The sequence below is a fragment of the Stutzerimonas chloritidismutans genome (assembly GCF_038562055.1).
Taxonomy (GTDB): Bacteria; Pseudomonadota; Gammaproteobacteria; order Pseudomonadales; family Pseudomonadaceae; genus Stutzerimonas; species Stutzerimonas chloritidismutans_A.
On sequence record NZ_JBCFXD010000005.1, the window covers coordinates 18,116 to 34,204 of the forward strand.

Annotated in this window: 12 protein-coding genes; 7 read left to right on the top strand and 5 right to left on the bottom strand. The window is 60.6% G+C overall.

What is annotated here, in order from left to right:
• Nucleotides 1-36 precede the first annotated feature (36 nt).
• Complete coding sequence (locus tag AAGW23_RS09620; RefSeq protein ID WP_342406254.1) at nucleotides 37-1,548, bottom strand: CoA-acylating methylmalonate-semialdehyde dehydrogenase; 1,512 nt, start codon at nucleotides 1,546-1,548, stop codon at nucleotides 37-39.
• A 228-nt stretch (nucleotides 1,549-1,776) separates the two neighbouring features.
• Here AAGW23_RS09620 and AAGW23_RS09625 point away from each other — a divergent pair, with 228 nt between their 5' ends.
• Both AAGW23_RS09625 and AAGW23_RS09630 read left to right on the top strand, forming a co-directional pair.
• Entirely contained in the window at nucleotides 1,777-3,567 is a 1,791-nt protein-coding gene (locus tag AAGW23_RS09625; protein WP_342406255.1) for a PAS domain-containing sensor histidine kinase, read from the top strand.
• Nucleotides 3,564-3,926, top strand: coding sequence for a response regulator (locus AAGW23_RS09630; protein ID WP_342406256.1), 363 nt, complete (start codon nucleotides 3,564-3,566; stop codon nucleotides 3,924-3,926). The genes AAGW23_RS09625 and AAGW23_RS09630 overlap by 4 nt, the downstream gene beginning before the upstream one ends.
• Nucleotides 3,927-3,965: 39 nt before the next feature.
• Here the strand turns inward: AAGW23_RS09630 and AAGW23_RS09635 are convergent, their stop codons facing one another.
• The 4 genes from AAGW23_RS09635 to glnT form a co-directional block, all read right to left on the bottom strand.
• The gene (locus tag AAGW23_RS09635; RefSeq protein ID WP_342406257.1) at nucleotides 3,966-4,502 is read right to left on the bottom strand and encodes a hypothetical protein; all 537 of its coding nucleotides are present in this window, start codon (nucleotides 4,500-4,502) and stop codon (nucleotides 3,966-3,968) included.
• 221 nt (nucleotides 4,503-4,723) lie between these two features.
• Nucleotides 4,724-5,332, bottom strand: a complete 609-nt coding sequence (locus AAGW23_RS09640; protein WP_342406258.1) for a TetR family transcriptional regulator — start codon at nucleotides 5,330-5,332, stop codon at nucleotides 4,724-4,726.
• An 81-nt stretch (nucleotides 5,333-5,413) separates the two neighbouring features.
• Nucleotides 5,414-6,487, bottom strand: coding sequence for a putative urea ABC transporter substrate-binding protein (locus AAGW23_RS09645; RefSeq protein WP_342406259.1), 1,074 nt, complete (start codon nucleotides 6,485-6,487; stop codon nucleotides 5,414-5,416).
• Between the two features lie 22 nt (nucleotides 6,488-6,509).
• Nucleotides 6,510-7,874, bottom strand: coding sequence for a type III glutamate--ammonia ligase (gene glnT, locus AAGW23_RS09650; protein ID WP_342406260.1), 1,365 nt, complete (start codon nucleotides 7,872-7,874; stop codon nucleotides 6,510-6,512).
• A gap of 142 nt (nucleotides 7,875-8,016) precedes the next feature.
• Between glnT and AAGW23_RS09655 the strand changes: the two genes are divergently transcribed.
• The 5 genes from AAGW23_RS09655 (at nucleotide 8,017) to AAGW23_RS09675 (ending at nucleotide 16,039) form a co-directional block, all read left to right on the top strand.
• Nucleotides 8,017-9,039: an alpha/beta fold hydrolase gene (locus tag AAGW23_RS09655; RefSeq protein ID WP_342406261.1), complete on the top strand. Its 1,023-nt coding sequence runs from the start codon at nucleotides 8,017-8,019 to the stop codon at nucleotides 9,037-9,039.
• A gap of 108 nt (nucleotides 9,040-9,147) precedes the next feature.
• Entirely contained in the window at nucleotides 9,148-12,531 is a 3,384-nt protein-coding gene (gene amt, locus AAGW23_RS09660; RefSeq protein WP_342406262.1) for an ammonium transporter, read from the top strand.
• Between the two features lie 354 nt (nucleotides 12,532-12,885).
• Nucleotides 12,886-14,298 (top strand): circularly permuted type 2 ATP-grasp protein, encoded by a 1,413-nt coding sequence (locus AAGW23_RS09665; protein ID WP_342406264.1) that lies wholly within the window; start codon nucleotides 12,886-12,888, stop codon nucleotides 14,296-14,298.
• On the top strand, nucleotides 14,298-15,248 hold the full coding sequence (locus AAGW23_RS09670) for an alpha-E domain-containing protein (protein WP_342406265.1): 951 nt from the start codon (nucleotides 14,298-14,300) through the stop codon (nucleotides 15,246-15,248). The genes AAGW23_RS09665 and AAGW23_RS09670 overlap by 1 nt, the downstream gene beginning before the upstream one ends.
• Nucleotides 15,245-16,039, top strand: a complete 795-nt coding sequence (locus AAGW23_RS09675; RefSeq protein ID WP_342406266.1) for a transglutaminase family protein — start codon at nucleotides 15,245-15,247, stop codon at nucleotides 16,037-16,039. The genes AAGW23_RS09670 and AAGW23_RS09675 overlap by 4 nt, the downstream gene beginning before the upstream one ends.
• The last annotated feature ends 50 nt before the right edge of the window (nucleotides 16,040-16,089 follow it).

The window sequence follows — 16,089 nt, forward strand, 5'->3', positions numbered from 1 at the left end:
GAAACGGCGCCGGGTGTTTAGCCGACGCCGATCCCGTTACTTGAGGTTGATGGTGGTGTTCACCGGGCCGCCGACCTCGTTCTCATCGAACCAGCGCTGGGTGATGGTCTTGGTCTGAGTGTAGAACTGCACCACCTGCTTGCCATACGGGCCGAGGTCGCCGAGTTTCGAGGCGCGCGAACCCGTAAAGGAGAACATTGGCACCGGCACCGGGATCGGTACGTTGATGCCGACCTGGCCAACGTCGATCTCTTCCTGGAAATGCCGGGCCGCGGCGCCAGAACGGGTGAACAGGGCGGTGCCGTTGCCGTTGGGGTTGGCGTTGATCAGCTCGATGGCCTGGTCGAGGGTGTCGACCTGCATCACGCAGAGCACCGGGCCGAAGATTTCCTCACGGTAGATGGTCATGTCCGGCTTCACCCCGGAAAAGATGGTCGGCCCGACGAAGTTGCCTTTCTCAAAGCCCGAGACCTGCGGGTTGCGGCCGTCGAGGGCCAGCTCTGCGCCTTCGGACACGCCCCGCTCGATCAGCGAGCTAATGCGATCCAGTGCAGCACAGGACACCACGGGGCCGACATCGGTCCCGCTTTCAGCACCCGCATTAACCTTCAATGTTTTGGCCTTGGCGACCAGATCCGGCAGCCAGCTCTGTGCTTCGCCCACCAGGATCAGCACCGACAGCGCCATGCAGCGCTGGCCAGCTGCGCCGAAAGCCGCGCCGACGAGGTTGTTGAGGGTCTGCTCCTTGTGCGCATCGGGCAGGATGATGCCGTGGTTTTTCGCACCCATCATGCACTGCACGCGCTTACCGGCTCCGCTGGCGCGGTTGTAGACATGGGTGCCGACCTTGGTTGAACCGACAAAGGAAACGGCCTTGATGTCCGGGTGATCGCAAATCAGGTTTACCGCTTCGGCGCCGCCGTGAATGACGTTCAGCACACCCGGCGGCACGCCTGCTTCCATCGCCAGTTCGGCGAGACGCATGGTCACCATCGGGTCCTGTTCGGACGGCTTGAGGACGAAAGTATTACCGGTGGCAATCGCCATGGGGAACATCCACAAGGGGATCATTGCCGGGAAGTTGAACGGGGTGATGCCTGCGCACACACCCAGCGGCTGCAGCAGCGTGTAGGTGTCGACGCCGGTGGCGACGTTGTTGGCCAGCTCGCCCAGTTGCAGATTGCCAATGCCGGCGGCGTGTTCAACCACCTCAAGCCCGCGGAACACATCACCTTCAGCGTCCGGCAAGGTCTTGCCCTGTTCGGCGGTGAGGATAGCGGCGAGCTCCTTCATGTTTTCGCGGATCAGCTGTTGGTACTTGAGGAAGATCCGCGAGCGTGCACCGATGGGGGTCTTGCGCCAGGTCTTGAAGGCTTCCTTGGCACTGGCGACAGCGGCGTTCATCTCCGCTTCGGTGGCGAAGGGCACGCGGGCCAGGACTTCCTGCGTCGCCGGGTTGACGATGTCGCGCCATTCGCTGGTTGACGACTCGACCAGCTCACCGCCGATCAGGAGTTTGACTGTGGGGATGGCACTTGACTGGGTCATGGCGTGTCCTAGCGATTGTTGTTCTTTGGATAGAAGAATGGATGGAGCTGTCCTGATCCTAGAGTGCATATTTGCCGACATCAATGCGGCTCGCTGCATAGCTGGTCTGCATAAATGCACACGCTGGCCTTTGCGGTGAATACTGCTGGGCTGTCTGGACTCGCCGTCTCGCTTGGTTCGGTAAACTCTGCCGGCGGGACATCCATCGACTGGTCGTGAAAGGTGCTGATGCAGATTGCAAATATCCCCGGTGCGAACCTGGTAGCCGAATCCCTTGCGGATTCGTCGCCGTTCGATGATCCCGTGTTCGACGTCATGCCTATGGGTGTGTGCGTGCTCGACGCCAATGGCGCCGTGCTGCGCTACAACCGAATGGCCGATCAGCTGTGCGGCGGTGTGTTAGCCAGTCATGGCCGTCTGCGAATAATCCGAAGCGATGGCGAGCTGATACCCCTTGCCGATACCCCGTTGGGACACACGATCCGCACGGGACGCTCCGCTCAGGACGTCGCGCTGCTGATCGAGCGTCCCGATGGCATTCCGGCGGCCGCACTGGCCAATATCGAAGCGCTGCGCAACGACGCCGGGCAGATCACCGGCGCCGTCATCTGCTTCCAGGCTATTACACCTGCGCGGCAATCAAGTGCTGACCGGCGGCGTAACGTCGATTGGTTGAGTGCGATGGTGAACCACACGCCCGAGTGCGTGAAGGTGGTTGATCGCGACGGGACGTTGGTACAGATGAACCCTGCTGGCCTGCGGATGCTGGCAGCAAATGCTCCAGAGGACGTGGAGGGTGGCTGCGTATTCGAGTTGGTCGCGTCTGAGCACCGCGCCTCTTGGCAGGCGCAACATCTGCGCGTTTGCGACGGCGAGAAACTCAGCTGGGAATTCGACATCATCAATCTTGCCGGGGAACGGCGGCACATGGAAACCCACGCGGTGCCCATGACGATGCCGGACGGGAGCAATGGATCCAGCGGCGGTTACGTGCAGTTGGCAATTACCCGCGACATCACCGAACGCAAGCAGCTGGAGGCCGCCAACCGTGAGGCAGAACAGCGCTTGCGCGATCTTCTGGAAGCCTTGCCCACAGCCGTTTACACCACCGATGCGAATGGTAAGGTCAGCTATTTCAACCAGGCTTGTGTCGAGCTGGCCGGGCGTGTGCCGGTGATCGGGAGCGATGAGTGGTGCGTGACCTGGCGGTTGTATTGGCCAGACGGCACGCCGATGGTTTACGAAGATTGTCCGATGGCGGTGGCGGTCACCAAAAACAGCGCAATCCAGGGGGCCGAAGCGATAGCCGAGCGCCCTGACGGAACCCGCGTGCCGTTTCTCGCCTATCCCGCGCCGCTGCGCAATGGCGCGGGCGAGCTTATCGGTGCGGTCAACATGCTGGTCGATATCACCGAGCGAAAGGTCGCCGAAGACCATCGCCAGCTGTTGCTCAATGAGCTCAATCATCGGGTCAAAAACACGCTCGCAACGGTGCAGTCGATTGCTGCGCAAAGCTTTCGTCGCGACGCCAGCAACCAGGGCTATCAATGGTTTGAAGGGCGTCTGATAGCGCTGTCCAAGGCGCACGACGTGTTGTCTCGGGAGAACTGGCAAGCCGCTGACCTGCGTGAGGTGATCGAACAGGCGATCGCGCCGTTTCGGGTCGATGGTCGCCAGCGTTTCATCAGCGAGGGGCCGGCGCAGCGGTTGCGGCCCAAGCAGGCACTGGCGCTGGCCATGGCACTGCATGAGCTGTGTACCAACGCGGCCAAATATGGAGCTTTGTCCAGCGACGAGGGTCAGGTTCGCATCGTCTGGAGGCGGTTACAGTCGGAGCAGTCAGCCACCTTGCAGTTGCACTGGGAAGAGGTCGGCGGGCCGTTCGTTTTACCACCCATTCGAAAAGGTTTTGGGTCGCGGCTGCTCGAACGCGGTCTGGCTGGTGAACTGAACGCTGAAGTATGTCTCGCTTTTCCCAGTGGTGGCGTTGTCTGCGATATCGAGGTGCAATTGCAATGAGTGTTTTGTTTTCGAGAGTGCTGGTCATCGAGGATGAGGCGCTGGTCGGGATGCTTCTGGAAGACATGCTGCAGGATATCGGCTGCAAGCATGTGGAGCTGGTGCCGCGCTTTGCCGAAGGCATGCAGGTAGCCGAGAGCGGTGATTTCGACTTGGCGGTGCTGGACGTCAATCTGGACGGGGTAAGTAGCTTTCCGATTGCTGATCGACTGATTGGCCGCAACATTCCGCTGATATTCGCGACCGGCTATGGCTCGGTCGGAATGGACCCGCGCTACGCGCACATTCCGACGCTGCAAAAGCCTTTTTTCTTCAATGACCTTGAGCGGGTCGTGCGCCGTGCTTTGGCTGTGGATTGAAACGGCCTGCTGCGATGTGGCGGCAGCAGGCCCCAGGCGCTATGGCCCCTGCGTGACAAATGCCGAATTGCCCGTACCGTACTGCATGATGGTCGCGTCGTATTGCTGCATGTTGTCCCACGCACCGGTCTGCACGAGCGACGCGTAATTCTCCGTCCCGACCTGCTCGACGGTGCCGCTGCTGTAATAGCCCATCTGAACTACATCGATCTCGTTGGCCGTCCCGTTCTGGTCGATGATGAGACTACTACCATCGAAACCCTGTTCGACCCGGTTGTCGTTGCCTGTGGAGCGACCGACCACTGTCGTCGAGCGTCCGCCTTGCTCTGCTGTCAGCACGTTGCCGGTGCTATCCTGCGTGAAAGAGAATGTAGAGAAGCCACCGGACTCCACAACATCGGCGACGTTGCCTGTACCGCTCTGGCGCTGGGAAATACTGCTGTCTTCGCCTCGCTGGAAGACATTGGCGCAGTTGTCGGACCCCGTCTGGTCCTGGGTTGATTCATTAACCGCGTAGGCGTGGTTGATGAGCAGTACGGAAATGGCGGCTGCCAGAATGGTTCTTGTGGCTTGCATGCAGAGTCCCTCCGGTGCAGGAGCCTGAGTTCTATCCATCAGGTTTGCCGCTGTGTATCCACCGGAAAGTCTATCTGGCATGGATGAAGAACTAATTCGGGTTACCGTCGCTCGGTGTTAGACGCACTCACTGACGCTCAGCCGCGTATTGCCAGCATTGTGCTTTGTACTGATTGGAAATAAGGAACCCGCTGGGTCGGGTTACGTGGGGCTGCGCCAGCTTAGGTCCGTGGCCAGGCGGCCAGCAGTTGCTGGGTGAACAACGCCTTTTGCGACTTGAGGCTGAATAGTTCAGGCGAGAACAGCCAGCTGTGGGTGATGCCCATGAGGCTCGCGTAGAGAAGCAGCGCACGGCTGTGAGGCTTGGCTGGGGCTGGGGCAGTGTCGGAGTCCGCCGCTTCGATCAGCCGCTCCAGCAGTTTGACGATGTCGCGTGTCAGTTTGCGCTCACGCTTGAGCGTATCGGCCATCTGCTCGGTGAATTCGGTCTTGTTCAACAAGATCTCGAACGATTGGCGGTGCCATCGATCCTCCAGCAACAGGCGAAACCACTCGCTGATGAAGTGTTCAAGCGCTGACCGCGGCTGATCTGCCATGGCCAGGCTCTGCGTGATCAACTCTTCCAGCGGCTGCTGGGAAAATCCGATAACCGCCTGAAACAGCTCGTCCTTGTTCTTGAAGTGCCAGTAGATCGGCCCACGGCTGAAACCCGCTTCGTCAGCGATCATCGCCAGCGTTGTATTGGAATAACCGTTCTTGCTGAACAGCTCCAGCGCGGCGGCGATGATCTTCAGGCGGGTTTGCTCGGCGTCTTCTTTGGTACGGCGCATGGGCTTGATCGTCGGGGATGAGGGTGGGGCGAGGGCGTTCTAGCTTCCAGCGTTGGACTGGAAGCTAGAAGCCAGACGCTATTACAGCTTTCCATCCGCCGCCATTTGCATGTAGGTGGTATCGAAGCGCAGTTTGACGTTGGTCTCGGAGCCGAGCAACTTGTCGCCCGGCATGGCGATGCCGACAAAATCAACCGAGTCGGCACCGTCGCCCAGCAGGCCGTGATCGAATGAGAACTGACGAACGCTGTTCATGGCCTGGTAGGCCTCGTCGCTCTCGATGAAGGCCAATGAATCGGCCGGCGTCCAGAACATCTTCATGCCCTTGAGCTGGCTTTCGTAACCGGCTTGATCGGTGCCCGATGCCTGACCAAGGGCCGCACGTGCCTTGGCGCCTTCCTCGGTATCGCTTTCGAGTATGCCCATCACCTCGTACCAGGCGCCCACCAGGGCTTTGCCGAAGTCCGGGTTGTCCGCCAGCGTTTCGCTGTTGACGATGGTCAGGTCCTTGATGTGACCGGGGATATTGCTGGAGTCGAAGGCCTTGTGCGCGTCGGGCATGGCGGCGACTTCATCCAGCAGCGGATTCCAGGTCACCACGTTGCGCACGTCGTCGGTGCTGAAGGCGGCGACCAGGTCGGCATCCGAGGTGTTCACCACCTGAACATCGCGCTCGCTCATCCCCACGCTGTCGAGCGCCTGGGCCAACAGGTAGTGCGAAACCGAGAGTTCGACGAGATGGATCTGCTGGTCCTTGAGGCTTTTCAGATCAGCACTGCCCTTCATCACCAGCCCATCGTTGCCGTTGGAGTAGTCGCCAACGATCAGTGCTGTGGTATCGACGCCGCCCGCAGCCGGGATCGAAAGTGCATCCATGCTGGTGGCGACCACGCCGTCGAACTGGCCCGCTGTGTACTGGTTGATTGACTCGACATAGTCATTGATCTGGGTGATGTTCACCTCGATCCCGTACTTGTCGGCCCACTTTTTCATGATTCCCGACTCGTCGGCGTACTGCCAGGGCATCCACCCGGCGTAGATGGTCCAGGCGATGTCGAAGCTTTTCTTTTCTTCGGCCTGGGCGGCGAATGGCGAAAGCGCAGCAAAGATGACGGCGCCGGCACAGAGTGCTCGCTTGAAGGTATTGGCGTGCATGGTGAATCTCCTTTTCATCTGGTCAGAAGAATTTCAGGTAGCGCTGGATTTCCCAGTCGGAAACATGGGTGTGGTAGGCGTTCCACTCGTCGCGTTTGTAGTCGACGAAGGCCTGGTACATGGCGTCGCCGAAGACCTGGCGTGACAGCGGGTCAGCCTCGAAGGCGTCGATGGCTTCGGACAACGTGCGCGGCAGGGTCTCGATGCCCATGTCGGCGACGTCTTTTTCGCTGTAGTCGTACATGTTTTCGCGGTGCGGTCGGCCCGGCTCGAGTTTTTCGCGAATGCCCTCCAGGCCGGCGGCGAGGATCATCGCAGCGCCGAGGTAAGGGTTGCAGCCGATGTCTGCGGCGCGACATTCCACCCGTGCGCCCTGGGATGGAATGCGCAGCATATTGGTGCGGTTGTTGTTGCCGTAGCAGACAAACACCGGTGCCCAGGTCGAGCCGGACATGGCGCCCTTACGGATCAGCCGCTTGTAGCTGTTCACCGTTGGCGCGATGACCGCGCAAATGGCCTTGGCGTGTTTCAGTACCCCAGCGATGAAGTGGTAGGCGAGCGGGGTGACACCGCAGCCGTGGGGGTCGTCGCCGTCCACTTCGAACAGGTTCTTGCCCGAGGCCAGGTCGGCCAGCGACATGTTGTAGTGCGCACCACTGCCGGTGCGCTGCGCCGAAGGCTTGGGCATGAAGGTGGCGAAGGCTCCGTGCTTGCGTGCGATCTCGTTGGCCATCATGCGGAAGAACACGAAGCGGTCAGCCATGGTGAGCGCGTCGGAATACTTGAAGTCGGTTTCGAACTGGCCGTTGGCGTCTTCGTGGTCGAAGGAATAAACGCCCCAACCCATCTCGTTCATGGCCTCGACCAGCTCATCGATCACAGGCAGGTTGTCCATCAGCAGGCGCGGGTCGTAGCAGGGCTTGGCCGCGGTGTCACGATCGCTGAGCGGGGCGAAGCCGCCATCCGGCGTGTCCTTGTAGAGGAAGAATTCGGTTTCGATGCCCAGGTTGAAGCTGTAACCCATCTCTGCCGCAGCTTCGGTCTGGCGCTTGAGGATGCCGCGTGAGCAGGCGTCGAACGGCTTGCCGTCGAGGTACAGGTCGCTGGCAAACCAGGCCAGACTGCGGTTCCAGCTGCACTGGGTGGCACTGGCCGGGTCGGGCATGGCGGCAACCTCGTTGTCGCTGATTTGTTGCGGTACGCCGTCGAGCGCAGCGCCGGTATAGAGCTCGGAACCGCGCAGCATCTGGCCGAGATGGGCAAGTGGCACGAACTTGCCCTTGATCACCCCGTGCATGTCCACGTAGCTGGCCATGGCGTACTTGACGCCCTTGTCCTGCAGGCCTTGTTTGAGTTCGTCGATCTGGGAAAGCGGAAAGGTTGTCATGGTAGGAAATCCCTTGCTGAATTCGGGCCAGCGTCATGCGCTGTGGCACGAATCCTTCATCCAATATACATGCCAGTGTGTATAGAAAAGGATAGGCGAAGCCCGCAAAGGTTTTCGCCAATGTGCCTCGGGAGGCCCGCAAGTGATTGAAGTTGAAGGACTAAAGCGGTACGCAGAGCTGGGCGATCTAGTGCTCGACAGCGGTCAGACTTTGCAAAAAGCGAGGTTGTGCTATCAGGTTGTGGGGTCGCCAAATGCCCAGAGAGACAACATCGTGCTGATTCCCAGCTATTACGGTGGCTCGCATTGGGGCAGTCTGCCCCTGCTTGGTGCAGGCAGCCCCCTGGGCAGTGGCGACTACTGTGTGGTGCTGACCAACCTATTTGGTGCCGGCTGGTCCAGCTCCCCCAGTAATGCCGCCGCAGGGCAGCAGGGCGCGGACTTCCCCCGAATCACGCTGGCTGACAACGTGCGGGCGCAACGCATGCTGCTCGACCAGCTGTTCGTGCCGTCCTGGCAATTGCGGCTGGTGACGGGCTGGTCCATGGGCGGAATGCAGGCGCTTTACTGGGCATTGCTGTTCCCTGAAAAGGTGCAAAGCATCCTGCCGTTTTGCTGCACGGCGCGCTGCTGGCCGCACAACTTCGTCTTCCTCGAAGGTGTAAAGGCGGCGCTGCAGGCTGACTCAGCCTGGCTGGGCGGGCGCTACAGCGAAGCACCCGAACGCGGCCTGCGAGCCTTCGGTCGCGCCTATGCCGGTTGGGCCTACTCGCAGGCGTTCTTTCGCAATGAACAGTGGCGTGAGCTGGGTTTCACCAGTGTCGAAGCCTTGCTCGACTACTGGGAGCAAGACCATCTGGAACAGGATGCCAACGATCTGCTGTGCGTGCTTGCTACCTGGCAGTCGGCTGATCCGTCTGTGCTGGCCGGCGCGGACAGCCTGGAGGACGCACTGGTCGGCCTCTCAGCGCGGGTGATCATCATGCCGAGCAGCACAGACCTTTACTTCACCGTGGAGGACGCACGCCACGAAGCCTCGCTCATGCCCAACGCCGAACTGCGCGTGCTGGTCTCAGACTGGGGCCATTGCGCGGGCGGGCCGGGGCGCAGCCCAGAGGCCATGGTGCAGGTCTTCTGCGCGATGTATGACCTGCTCGCATCCTGACCAAAAAGTCTTTTTCGGACTGGCACGTTTCTGGCAAATAGCCAGAGGCCAGCACCGCCAGGTGCTGTGCATACCGCCGCCGCTGCGGACTTCTTCCATGGGACACGTATGCCGAAAGATTCCATCGATATTCTCTGGGTAGTGCTCTGCGCCGGGCTGGTGTTCAACATGCAGATCGGTTTTCTGTGCCTGGAGGCTGGTCTGACGCGCAGCAAGAACGCTATCAACGTCGCAACCAAGAACATGGCTGATCTGTGCATCGCCTTGCTGTTGTATTGGTTATTCGGCTTCGCGCTGATGTTCGGTACCAGCCAGGACGGCCTGATGGGCTCGGGCCTGTTCATGCTCGAATTCGCCATCGACGACAGCTGGCCGATGGCGTTCTTCCTGTTCCAGGCCATGTTTTGCACGACCGCCGCCACCATCGTGTCCGGCGCCGCGGCCGAGCGTATGCGTTTCAATGCCTATCTGATCGTCGCTGCCCTGTCGGCTGGTCTGATCTACCCGTTGTTCGGCCATTGGGCCTGGGGGGGAGCCCTGCGTGAGGGGCAGGGCTGGCTCGCGCAGCAAGGCTTTGTCGACTTTGCCGGTTCCACCGTGGTGCACGGCGTCGGTGGCTGGATCGCGCTGGCAACGGTCATGGTCATCGGCCCTCGCGCGGGACGCTTCGATAGCAAGTGGTTGCGGCAGAACATGCCGGGTTCGAACCTGCCCTTGGCGATGCTGGGCGGCTTGCTGCTGCTGTTCGGCTGGTTCGGTTTCAACGGTGGCAGCACCCTGAGCTTCGACGGGCGTGTGCCGGGAATTGTCGTCAATACTGTAGTGGCAGGCATGGCCGGCATGGCCTTGTCGATGTTGCTGTCGCAGTGGCGCCACGGCTACATCGCACCCGTCGCGTTGCTCAATGGCATGCTCGCAGGGCTGGTGGCTATCACCGCGAGCGCACATGCGGTCGGCATTGCCGATTCCCTGCTGATCGGCGCAGGCGGGGGACTGGCCATGTGGCTGTCGGACCGACTATTGGTGCGCTGCGGTATCGATGACGCCGTCGGCGCAGTACCGGTGCACCTGGCGGCCGGCTTGTGGGGCACCGTTGCGGTGCCGCTGTTCGCTGACCCGCTACTGCTCGGCACTGGCCTGGGTCGCCTCGATCAGCTGATGGTTCAGCTGCAGGGCGTATTGGTGTGCGCGGTCTGGGCCTTTGGCGTGACCTATCTGCTGTTGCGTGTGATCAATCGTTATCACCCGATGCGGGTGGGCCCCGATGACGAGCGGGTGGGGCTGAACGTCAGCGAGCATGGCGCACGCACTGAATTGATCGAGCTGCTCGATGCCATGGCTGAACATCAGCGGCGAGGGCAGTTCCAGCGCGAAGTTGAGGTAGAGCCTTTTACCGAGGTAGGCCAGATCGCGGAACAATACAACAAGGTAATCCGCGCCCTGCAAGATGCCGTGGCTAAGACGCAGACCATCGTGCGGGACATTCGCGACGGCATAGTCACCTATGGCCGAGACGGCATCCTGACCAGTTGCAATCCCGGCGCTGAGCGTCTGTTCGGCTTGCCGGCCGAGCAGATCATCGGGCAGCCCTTTCAACGTTTTGTCGTAGGCAGCAACGCGTCGCTGTTGCCGGAAGCCGGCGGCGAGCTGAAAGCCGAAATGATGCTGCACGGCAAAGACGGCGAGTTGTTCGCCGCAGAGCTGACCGCCAGCCAGGGTGGTCGCCCGGATGATGCGTTTGTCTGCATGGTGCGAGACATCACCGAACGCCGGCAGGTCGAGGAGCAACTGTTTGCGGAGAAGATGCTCGCCCAGGTCACCCTGGCATCCATTGGCGATGGTGTGATCACCACCGACAGGGTCGGGCGTGTGCGCTACCTTAACCCCAGTGCGGAGCGCCTCATCGGTTGGAGTCAGGCTGCCGCACAAGGGCTGGTACTTGATGAGGTGTATCAGCTTTTCGACGAAGCAACCGGTGCGCGACTGCCCAACGCCGCCGGCCTAGGTCTGCGGCGCAGAAGTGACCGTCAGGATCGAACCGAACGGCCGCCGGGCTTTCTGCAGCGGCCCGATGGAACACGACTGGCGGTGCAGGATGCGGTAGCGCCAATCCGCGACGCCGAAGGCGCAATCATCGGTGCGGTGCTGACCTTTCGCGATATCACGGTTACTCATCAGCTGGCCCGTAAGCTGACCTTCCAGGCCAACCACGACAACCTCACCGGGCTAATGAATCGCTCTGCGTTCGAACATCGAATCGAATCTCTGCTGCGTGAATACAGCGGTGGCGAACAGGTTCTCTGCTACATGGACCTGGATCAGTTCAAGGTGGTCAACGACACCTGTGGCCACGCAGCCGGTGACGAGCTGCTGCGCCAACTCGGCCAGTTACTGAAAGGCCGCGTGCGCGGTAGTGATTGGCTGGCGCGTCTGGGTGGCGATGAGTTCGGCATCCTGTTCAACGACTGCTCGTTGCAGCAGGCGGTGCGGGTGGCCGAAGACATACGCCACGCGGTAGACGAGTTTCGTTTCAGCTGGGACGGCAAGAGTTTTGCGGTGGGCGCCAGCATCGGCTTGGTGGCTATTGATGAACACGTTAAAACGCTCGGTCCTTTGCTGGGCGCCGCTGACAGCGCCTGTTATGCGGCCAAGGACGGCGGTCGCAACCGCGTGCATGTGTATCAGGCGGACGACCAACAGTTGATGGAGCGCCGCGGCGAGATGCAATGGACGCAGCGGCTAAGGCAAGCGCTGGACGGCGACCTGCTACGGCTGTTCGTCCAGCCCATCGTGCGTGCCGCAGGCGACGACGGTTCGCAACGTTATGAAGTGCTGGTACGCATGCAGGGCGAGGATGGCAGCATCATTCCTCCCGGTGCCTTCATGCCGGCTGCCGAGCGCTACGACCTGGCGCCGGCGGTGGACCGCTGGGTCGTGGGTAATTTCCTGGCGTGGGTCGGCGATCTACGTCGTCGCCCCGGTGCGTCACTCGGGCATTATTCAATCAACCTTTCGGCGACCTCGCTGGGGGAGGAGAGCTTTCTCGAATTTGTCCTGTCAGCCATCGAGCGTCACCGGATTCCCCCCAATTGCCTGTGTTTCGAAATCACCGAAACCGCAGCAATCGCCAACCTTAGCCGCGCGATGACTTTCATGAACAGGCTCAAGGCGGTGGGCTGCAGTTTCGCGCTGGACGACTTCGGCTCCGGTTTGTCTTCCTTCGGCTATCTGAAGACCTTGCCTGTGGATTACCTGAAGATCGATGGCAGTTTCGTGCGGGACATTGACCAGGACCCGATTGCGCGGGCCATGGTGGCGTCCATCAACAACATTGGGCACGAAATGGGGCTGAGCACTGTGGCGGAGTTCGTCGAGTCGGCGGCCATTCTCGAGTGTTTGCAGGAGATTGGTGTCGACTACGTGCAGGGCTATCACCTTGGCCGACCGGGGCCGCTGTCGGAACTGTCCGGCGTGCGGATGATGCCGCGCTGAAGGGCAGCGTCGGTTGCCGTGGCGACACACATCGCTGTTTGTGGCGCTGCTCGCTTCCGATTGTTTTCGTAGTGATCGGTCGGAAGTCGGGCTGTCGTCGAATTGCTGCCTGATTGCGCCTGCCTCTTTGCAGGTATCCGTAACGCCAGCGAAGCGTTTCGCAGAAGCCATCGCCTAAAAAACGTGAGCCCTGTCTCAAAGCGGGGCGTTAGCCTTTCACTCACGCTCCACGACGCTCTGCAACAGTGCGCCGTGCGCGGATGCATAGCCCGCTGCGCTCGTAATCAGCGGGCCTCCACTGCGTGGCGCGTACTTTGCACTGCTGTTGGGCAGGTTTCTGTTCGAGGGCTCTGCATGGACCGCGTTTTTTACGATGAGATGTACGATGCGCAGGGCAACTGCCGCTCGCATTACAAAGCGTTCTCGACCTGGCTTTCCGATACGCCTCCCGAGTTGCTCGCGCAGCGTAGGCGTGAGGCTGACCTCTTGTTTCACCGTGCCGGGATCACCTTCACCCTTTATGGCGATGACCAGGGCACCGAGCGTCTTCTGCCGTTTGACACCATTCCTCGCTCGATCCCCATGAGCGAGTGGCGAACCGTGGAGCGGGGATGCATCCAGCGGGTGCAGGCGCTCAACATGTTTCTGGCCGATCTTTATCGTGACCAGCGCATCATCAAGGCGGGACTGGTTCCAGCAGAGCAGGTACTGGCCAATGACGGCTATCAACCGGCCATGCAGGGTCTGGATCTGCACCGCAACCTCTATGCGCACATCGCTGGCGTTGACCTCGTGCGTGACGGTGACGGGACCTACTACGTACTGGAAGACAATCTGCGCACACCAAGCGGCGTCAGCTACATGCTGGAAGATCGCAAGATGATGATGCGGCTGTTTCCGGAGCTGTTTTCAGCCCAGCGCATCGCACCGATCAACCACTACCCCAACCTGTTGTTGGAGACGCTGAAGAACGCCAGTCCGCTGGATAACCCCTGTGTAGTGGTGATGACGCCGGGCCGCTACAACAGCGCGTATTTCGAGCATGCCTTTCTTGCCCGCGAGATGGGCGTGGAGCTGGTCGAAGGCGCGGACATGTTCGTTCGTGATGAATGCCTGTACATGCGTACTACCTCCGGAGCGCGCAAAGTCGACGTCATCTATCGGCGTCTGGACGATGCGTACTTGGATCCGTTGGCCTTCAACCCTGATTCATCGCTGGGTGTGCCGGGGCTGCTATCAGCCTATCGAGCAGGCAATCTGATCCTGGCCAATGCCATCGGGACTGGCGTTGCCGATGACAAGTCGGTGTATCCGTTCGTGCCCGACATGATCCGCTTCTACCTGGACGAGGAGCCGATTCTGGCCAACGTGCCGACCTGGCAATGCCGCAAGCCTGCCGATCTTTCGCATGTATTGGCCAACCTGAAAGACCTTGTCGTCAAGGAAACACAGGGGTCTGGCGGTTACGGCATGCTGGTCGGCCCGGCCGCGAGCACCGCTGAGATCGAGCTGTTTCGTGACAGGCTCAAGGCCAATCCCAGCGCCTATATCGCTCAGCCGACGCTTTGTCTGTCGACCTGTCCAACCTTCGTGGACAACGGCATCGCGCCTCGGCACATCGACCTTCGTCCGTTCGTGCTGAGCGGCCGCGAGACGCGCCTGGTGCCTGGCGGCTTGACGCGCGTGGCACTGCGGGAGGGATCTCTGGTTGTCAATTCATCTCAGGGTGGCGGAACCAAGGACACCTGGATCGTGGAGGATTGCTGATGCTCAGTCGAACGGCTGCCGATCTGTACTGGATGTCGCGTTATCTGGAGCGTGCCGAGAACATGGCGCGCATGTTGGAGGTCAGCTATTCGCTTTCACTGATGCCGCAGGATGGGCGCGGCGACGGCCTCGATGAACTGGCAATGCCGCTGTTGATCACCGGTACGCTGGATCTTTATCGGGAGCAGGAAGGTGAGCTGAACGTTGATCGGATGCTGCATTTCTTTGCGCTCGACGAGCGTAATCCCGCCAGCCTCTTCAATTGTCTGCGCCTGGCGCGTAGCAACGCGCACGCTGTGCGCGGTCGCATCACATCGGATATGTGGGAGAACATCAACGCCGCCTGGCTGGAAATGCCTGGCATTGCGGAGCAGGGGCTCGGGCGATACGGCATCAGCCGCTTTTGCGAATGGGTGAAGGAGCGCTCGCATCTGTTCAGAGGCGCCACCGTGGGCACCATCATGCGCAGCGACGCCTATCGGTTCATTCGTCTCGGTACGTTCATCGAGCGAGCCGACAACACGTTGCGTTTGCTGGATGCCCGGCACGAGTTACTGGGTGAGGAAAGCGAGATCCTGGACGACAGGTCCGCTCGGGCCTACTACCAGTGGAGCGCCTTGCTGCGAGCGCTGTCCTCGTTCGAAGCCTTCGCGGAAATCTATCGCGGTTCGCCACGCACGGCGAAGGTCGCCGAGTTGTTGTTGCTCAGGGCTGACGTGCCGCGGTCGCTGCGCTCCTGCCTGGTCGAACTGCAACTGATTCTGGCGAGTCTGCCCGGCGATAACGGTCGGCCTGCTCAACGCCTGGCTTCCGAGCTGGAAGCCGGCTTGCGCTACACCGCCATCGATGAGGTGCTCGACACCGGTCTGCATGACTGGATTACAGCCTACATTGATCAAATAGGGCGGCTGGGTAGCGCCATTCATTCTTCTTATCTGGAGGCCGCATGAAGCTATCCATCAGCCATGACACCAGTTATCGCTACCAGGACCAGGTCCGCGCGAGTATCCAGTACCTGCGGCTGACACCTCAGCAGAGCCAACGGCAGCATGTCTTCAACTGGCAGCTTGAGCTGCCCAGACCCGTCCGTGCACAACGTGATCCCTACGGCAATGTCTTGCATGTGCTGACACTCGATGAACCGCATGACGAATTGATCATCCGTGCGCAGGGCCAAGTAGAAATTGACGAGACCTGTGAGTGCGAAGCCGAAGAAGGATCACCGTTGCCTTTCTTGCGATCGAGTTCCCTGACACAGTCTGACGGCGCACTCAAAGACTTCGCCCATAGCCAGTGCGGTGCGCGCCGCGACCGGGACGCGCTGAGTGGATTGATGAACGCTCTGGCCGACCACATGATCTACACGCCCGGCGCCACTCAAGTGGAAAGCACCGCTGCACAGGCATTTGCCGGCGGCGCGGGTGTCTGCCAAGACCACAGTCATGCGTTCATCGCGTGTAGTCGCTCGCTGGGCATTCCTGCGCGCTATGTATCTGGCTATCTGCTGACCGACGACAGCGGCCATCTCGCCAGTCATGCGTGGGTTGAGGCGTGGCTTGAGGGGCAGTGGTACAGCTTTGACGTATCCAATCGACTGATTCGCCCCGACCGCCATCTCAAATTGGCTGTCGGGCTGGATTATCTTGATGCCTGTCCTGTTCGAGGCATGCGCCGAGGCGGTGGAAGCGAGTCGATGCATGCACACGTTCAGGTAATGCCTATGCAAATGGCCGCGCAGTAGTGACCGGGCCAATCGTCGGCGCTGACTGGGCTATTTATTTGCGCTCCCCT

Bases quoted from the DNA above. Each gene is read 5' to 3' on its own strand.
- AAGW23_RS09620 (WP_342406254.1), bottom strand. From the start codon at position 1,548: ATGACCCAGTCAAGTGCCATCCCCACAGTCAAACTCCTGATCGGCGGT.
- amt (WP_342406262.1), top strand. From the start codon at position 9,148: ATGCCGAAAGATTCCATCGATATTCTCTGGGTAGTGCTCTGCGCCGGG.
- AAGW23_RS09645 (WP_342406259.1), bottom strand. From the start codon at position 6,487: ATGCACGCCAATACCTTCAAGCGAGCACTCTGTGCCGGCGCCGTCATC.
- AAGW23_RS09625 (WP_342406255.1), top strand. From the start codon at position 1,777: ATGCAGATTGCAAATATCCCCGGTGCGAACCTGGTAGCCGAATCCCTT.
- AAGW23_RS09670 (WP_342406265.1), top strand. From the start codon at position 14,298: ATGCTCAGTCGAACGGCTGCCGATCTGTACTGGATGTCGCGTTATCTG.
- AAGW23_RS09630 (WP_342406256.1), top strand. From the start codon at position 3,564: ATGAGTGTTTTGTTTTCGAGAGTGCTGGTCATCGAGGATGAGGCGCTG.
- AAGW23_RS09635 (WP_342406257.1), bottom strand. From the start codon at position 4,502: ATGCAAGCCACAAGAACCATTCTGGCAGCCGCCATTTCCGTACTGCTC.
- AAGW23_RS09640 (WP_342406258.1), bottom strand. From the start codon at position 5,332: ATGCGCCGTACCAAAGAAGACGCCGAGCAAACCCGCCTGAAGATCATC.
- glnT (WP_342406260.1), bottom strand. From the start codon at position 7,874: ATGACAACCTTTCCGCTTTCCCAGATCGACGAACTCAAACAAGGCCTG.
- AAGW23_RS09675 (WP_342406266.1), top strand. From the start codon at position 15,245: ATGAAGCTATCCATCAGCCATGACACCAGTTATCGCTACCAGGACCAG.
- AAGW23_RS09665 (WP_342406264.1), top strand. From the start codon at position 12,886: ATGGACCGCGTTTTTTACGATGAGATGTACGATGCGCAGGGCAACTGC.